Source organism: Paraburkholderia sp. JHI2823, assembly GCF_038900695.1.
Classification (GTDB): domain Bacteria; phylum Pseudomonadota; class Gammaproteobacteria; order Burkholderiales; family Burkholderiaceae; genus Paraburkholderia; species Paraburkholderia mimosarum.
Genome location: NZ_JAYMRY010000095.1, coordinates 1 through 5,293, shown reverse-complemented (window position 1 = coordinate 5,293; position 5,293 = coordinate 1). Strand labels below are relative to the sequence as shown.

At 57.1% G+C, this 5,293-nt stretch carries 3 protein-coding genes and 3 pseudogenes; 3 read left to right on the top strand and 3 right to left on the bottom strand.

Features of this window, described 5'->3' with window-relative positions; translation table 11 throughout:
- The first annotated feature begins 3 nt into the window (after positions 1-3).
- The gene (locus VSR34_RS37285; protein ID WP_342965113.1) at positions 4-957 is read left to right on the top strand and encodes an IS5 family transposase; all 954 of its coding nucleotides are present in this window, start codon (positions 4-6) and stop codon (positions 955-957) included.
- A gap of 147 nt (positions 958-1,104) precedes the next feature.
- On the opposite strand, the pseudogene VSR34_RS37280 reads toward VSR34_RS37285, so the two are convergent.
- Positions 1,105-1,896 (bottom strand): annotated as a pseudogene (locus VSR34_RS37280) (IS110 family transposase); the annotation flags it as partial.
- Positions 1,897-2,361: 465 nt separating this feature from the next.
- Here VSR34_RS37280 and VSR34_RS37275 point away from each other — a divergent pair.
- Together VSR34_RS37275 and VSR34_RS37270 are read left to right on the top strand one after the other, a co-directional pair.
- Complete coding sequence (locus VSR34_RS37275; RefSeq protein ID WP_342965112.1) at positions 2,362-2,685, top strand: helix-turn-helix domain-containing protein; 324 nt, start codon at positions 2,362-2,364, stop codon at positions 2,683-2,685.
- Positions 2,664-2,894 (top strand): annotated as a pseudogene (locus VSR34_RS37270) (IS630 family transposase); the annotation flags it as partial. The gene VSR34_RS37275 and the pseudogene VSR34_RS37270, both read left to right, overlap by 22 nt.
- Before the next feature lie 44 nt (positions 2,895-2,938).
- Here the strand turns inward: VSR34_RS37270 and VSR34_RS37265 are convergent.
- Positions 2,939-4,387, bottom strand: coding sequence for an FAD/NAD(P)-binding protein (locus VSR34_RS37265; RefSeq protein WP_342965111.1), 1,449 nt, complete (start codon positions 4,385-4,387; stop codon positions 2,939-2,941).
- Between the two features lie 796 nt (positions 4,388-5,183).
- Positions 5,184-5,293, bottom strand: a pseudogene (locus VSR34_RS37260) (IS5/IS1182 family transposase); the annotation flags it as partial.

Genomic DNA, 5,293 nt, shown 5'->3' with positions numbered 1-5,293 from the left:
TCGATGACACAGCTCGGTCTTGGCTTGGATCTTTCAACGAAACGCACGCGTAAGCGGGAATTTCTCGACGAGATGAGGCGCGTTGTGCCATGGTCGAGATTGATTGCGCTGATCGAACCGCACTATCCGAAAGGTAAGACTGGAAGGCCGCCGTTTCCGGTTGCGACGATGCTGCAGATTCACTTCATGCAGCAGTGGTTTGGGCTTTCGGACCCAGCGATGGAAGAGGCGCTTTATGACGTGCCGCTGTACCGTGAGTTCGCGGGGCTGGACGAAGGTATGACGCGTTTGCCAGACGAAAGCACGATTCTACGGTTCCGCCACCTTCTCGAAACGCACGGACTGGCCGCTCAGATGCTCACGGTGGTCAATGAGATCCTGAGTGAAAAAGGCTTGATGTTGAAGGCAGGCTCAGCGGTCGATGCGACCTTGATTAGCGCATCCAGTTCGACAAAGAACGGATCTGGCAAACGGGATCCGGAGATGCATCAGACGAAGAAAGGGAATCAATGGTACTTCGGAATGAAAGCGCACATCGGCGTGGACGCAGAGTCGGGTCTGGTCCACACCGTCATTGGTACGGCGGCCAACGTGCACGACATCAATGCGGCCGAAGCGTTGTTGCACGGTCAGGAAAGGGATGTGTACGCTGACGCCGGATATCAGGGTATTGAAAAGCGGTGTCAGGCGAACCCGGTACGCTGGCACGTCGCGATGCGACCGGGCAAGCGTCGACAACTCGACCTGACCAATCGTCTGGATGCGATATACAACCAGATTGAGCGCCTGAAGGCTGGCGTGCGCGCCAAGGTTGAACATCCGTTTCGCGTGCTCAAGCAGCAGTTTGGTTATACGAAGACCCGCTACCGAGGATTGGTGAAGAACACCGCACAGATCACGACACTGTTTGCGCTGGGCAATCTCTGGATGGCGCGCAAGGCTTTAAGCAAAGCGTGAAACGCCCGGCGCATCAGGCCGTGAGTCTCGGAAAACGAAGGCCATCATGCTTCAAAAGCCGGTCGACCAACCTGCTGGCAGACTCTGCGGCCGATACGCCCAGCGTGAAAAAAGATCGGCGCTCTGAAAACATGTTGTGCAGACCTTCCCTAGCAGGATGACCTTGCCGCCCGATCCCGTTTGCCTCGGTACAAGCCCAATGCATGCCGCGAACTCTCGCCCGGAACTGAATGCGCTCGGATCACCCATTGTGGCCACGGCCGCCGAAGCTGTCAGCGCACCCACGCCCGGAATGTCGGTAAGCGCTTTGACCGCATTGTCTTGCTGGGTCCACCGACGCAGCCGCCGTTCGATTTCATCGATCTGCTGATCTAACTTTGTCAGCCCGTCCCACTGTTCACGCAGCGTATCGATCAGGACAGCCGGCAGGCGCTCGGCGACCCGTCCCAGTACACCCGGCATGGCGTTGTCCAGCGCGGCTCGGCCTTGGCCCATCACTTCACCGTACTCGGTAAGCAGACCGCGCAGGTTATTGATTTGCATCGTACGGAATTTCACCAGTTGCTGACGCATGCGGTGAAGCGCCAGTACGGCCTGCTGTGCCTCAGTTTTTACCGCGACGGCCTTGCTGGGTTGCTGAACTGCCAGCCAAAGTGCACGTGCATCCGCGGCATCGTTCTTGTTGCGGATATTGAAGGCCTTGGCAAACTTGGCCGGCATCAGCTTGACCTGATGTCCCATCCCGATAAATTGGCGGGCCCAGTGGTGTGCACCGCCACACGCTTCCATACCGATCAGACAAGGCTGACGATTGGCGAAATACTCAAGGAACCTGGCGCGCTTGATCCGCTTGTTCACGATTTCTCCTGATTCCGGATCGACGTAATGCACCTGGAACACCGATTTTGCGATGTCGACACCAACTGGGGTGGGATTCATGGCGGCCGCTCCTGATTGCCTGGGGAGATCGTCATGATCTTCCCATTTTGGAAATTCCCGGTCCCAGCGGCCTGGTGAGGGCCCAGGACTCCGCGTCTTGTGGCTCGCTACGGGTGGGAGGCGTTCATTTCAATTCCTCCGAGCTGGAAATCGCCGGGTGTGGCCCTGTCCACACCGTGCGGCTCTGGCAGTCATGCTAACCCGCGTTTGATTCCTCACGGCAGGCCAGCCCTCCACCTCACGTGAAGTCATACTGCCTAGGAGGCAACTGGAAACAGCACAACCCTCGAAACTAGATTGAGGCAGCTCCCCGACGTTTCGTTTGTCATGCGGTAACCAACCCGCGCATATCAGAATGATCAACCGTCGGATAACCGCCTCGTCCTGGCCCAAACATCGTGTTGTTGACGACCGTCAGAAACACGGTCGCATGGGCGTGGGCGGCAAAAGTGCCGCCCACGACCAATGCATAGCTTGGAAAACGACGTCGCGTCAAGGGTCCGCTACGCCGGGCTCACGCCCGCCCTTGACCCGAGTCACGGTGTGCAGGACGCGATCATGGGACGCAAAGGAGTCGAGGTTGTCTCCTCGGAACTGGAGCGAGAACAATTGCTGTCAATGAGCCGCTCGCGTTCGCTGCCTCATTCTCTGGTCCGCCGTGCAAAGATTGTCTTGATGGCCGCTGACAGTCATACGAGTCAAGAAATTGCACCGCAGTGCGAAGTGACACCGCCGGCAATTACGCACTGGAAGAAGCGGTTTGTTGCCCATGGAACTCAAGCTGGCTGAATCAGGTTGAACGCTGGTTTGGCCTGATTACGCAGCAGGCGATCCGTCGAGGGTCATTCAAGAACGTGCGCCAACTCATTGCCAGCATCGAACGAATTATCGAGCAGTACAACCAACACGGCCGGCCGTTCGTATGGACCGCGACCGCCGATTCAATCCTCCAGAAAGTGGCTCGGCTATGCAAAGTTATTTCTGGGACAAAACACTGAGAGCGTGCGCTTGCGTCCACGCCTGTCAGGCAATGCGCTCGCGTTTAACGTGCAGAAACCTGCCGCATTATGATCTCCGTCATCCGCTCGATATGCATTAGCAATTCGGGCACCGCTGTCGCCTCCCAAAAGCGTCTTTTAAGCGCAGGGCCAATATAAAAGAGCGATGGATTCGTACAGCTATTGACTCGAACCACGCGGTAAGACTCATCAACACACAACCCTGCCCAGTCAAATTTTGCAATCCCGTCGCGCCGTAATTGATCAAAAAGATAATCACACGCGTGTGCTATAGGCCGGTGTTTGCAATCTGCAGGCGGCTCTGTATCTGAAGCAGTTGCTCGATGAGCGGGAGCCATCCCGACATCGGTACAATTCACGAAATACGATGCGTGCACAACGCGCGAGGCCGCTGCTGCGCGCGGGCGAATAGCCAGCAGCAGCCCGTCGCCATGTGCGCTGATTGTTTCGATTCGCCCCGCCATAAGCGAGAGACACCCACTCATCCTGAGTGACGCGACAAGCGCTGCCGTGGAAGCTGGCTGTCGGTGACGATGTGTGTCCCAATAAGGTGCAATATGGCGCACGAAAGCGCGTCGGTCGGCCTCAGACCAGTTTGACCAGATCTGCGGTACCGCCGGACGCAGGCTATCGATCACCTCGCGCCAGTCACCGCCCCTCGCGCGATGTTCAGCAATGACTTTGCGTACGACGGTGATGCAATGCCTGGGGCCGGCAGCCAGTTGATCGAGAAGCGCCCGCCGCGCTTGTGGCTGAAGTCTCGACGGTGACTGGCAGTGATGTTGGGGCAACAAACCACGGCGGGACATAAGCGTGAAGCGCAACTTTTCGCTGCGCCGGTGCAGCGCGTAAACAACGTCTAGTGCCGTCAAACCAGACCCGCACAGGAAGAAATGGCTGTCATCCGGCACGGCCCGCAGTTTAACTGCGTCCCAAGGAGTCGCGAGCAAACGTTGATCGAGTGAAGCGCCACCGGTCGCTGCTATAGTGATGGAGCGGCGGCCATCGCTGTGCCCGGTCGCAAGGATGACCTGATCGGCCGAAATCCCCACACCCGTGTGCAAATGAACCTTCGTTCGGCCATCCTCTACGGGCTCCAGCGCGACGGCATATCCGTCGTGTTGAGAAAACTGATGTTTTCCGGAGTTTGCGACGGCTTTTTTTAGCACATGTGCAAGATAATCACCGTACCAGGCACGTGGTAGAAAATCATCCGGTTCCGCAGGCCGGCCTCGCAGTCGGCAATAATCGACAAAGCCGTTACCGTTGTCCCGCTCAACACTGAGGGTACGTGCGGGGGCATTCAGGAGCCAGCCCTCTTCGTCCGACCGATAAGCAATACCACGCGAAACGCTGTAGCTGTCATCGACAAGTGCGATCGACAGGGGCTTTGCGGTTTGATCCGACAGTAGCCTTGTGGCCGTCATCGTCCCGCAAAAACCGGCACCCACTATCACGATCGATACAGTCATTGTCACGGCTCCGATGGTTGTTCGTATCCGCTCCCGCAGAAAATTAATTTTGACGTTCAGATGGATAGCCGCTCCGATAGCGTCGCTTGCATCGGGGGCTCGTCGGGAAACTTCTCTTTCCGGCACGAATAGTCTGAAGTTGTTCCGCGCGTCGCAGGAAGCGACTATGCGGCATCTCGCCTCAAGCTACAAAATCAATTGTTTGGATAACACTGATTCGCATCGCAAATGGATGTTCGCGAACGACGGGTATGACGATGGCTTCGCCAACTCCAGTGGGGAGATCCGATCGCGACAGAACAGCAACATTGAGGTCGCCCCGGCTTTTCGCCTTCCGGAGGCCCCAGGGTTAAGCAGCCGCATCGTAGCCGCAGGGCCACAAGCCAGCCTTGCATGAACCGGGTTGGCGACACGAAGCCAAGCGCTGAACGACGACGACGACTGCGGTTATAAAACACTTAAAACAGACTCTTCTATGGGGAGTCAGAAGTCAAGCCCCGTCTGAGATATAAATTTCGTCATGCAAAGGAATGTTCCTTACCTGTCGCCTGCTACGACCAGATTTGGACAGGCGGCAGACGACCTGTGATTCGCAGGTTGCGACGCTGATGACCTACACCATTTGCAGTCTGGCATGTCAATGTCACTCAGGTCAGGGTGTCTGTTGACCGCTCAATGCCGGGTCGACCTTCTATCCGTGCCGGCCTGGCAGGCCGGTCACCTCATGCCTCATGCGCTTGCTGCAAGCGCTGGCGTCACCCTGTTACCGACGCGCCCCATCTAGGGCGTGTTCACACTATCTGAGCCCATCAACGATGAGCGCGAAATTGATAAAGGCGAGGAACATCACGTCCAGTTTTTCGAACCGCGAAAAGATGCGGCGGAAGCCTTTGAGGCGGCGAAACA

What these genes read in the sequence shown, in the direction of transcription:
- VSR34_RS37285 (WP_342965113.1), top strand. Translation starts at nt 4, where the DNA reads ATGACACAGCTCGGTCTTGGCTTGGATCTTTCAACGAAACGCACGCGT.
- VSR34_RS37275 (WP_342965112.1), top strand. Translation starts at nt 2,362, where the DNA reads ATGCATAGCTTGGAAAACGACGTCGCGTCAAGGGTCCGCTACGCCGGG.
- VSR34_RS37265 (WP_342965111.1), bottom strand. Translation starts at nt 4,387, where the DNA reads ATGACTGTATCGATCGTGATAGTGGGTGCCGGTTTTTGCGGGACGATG.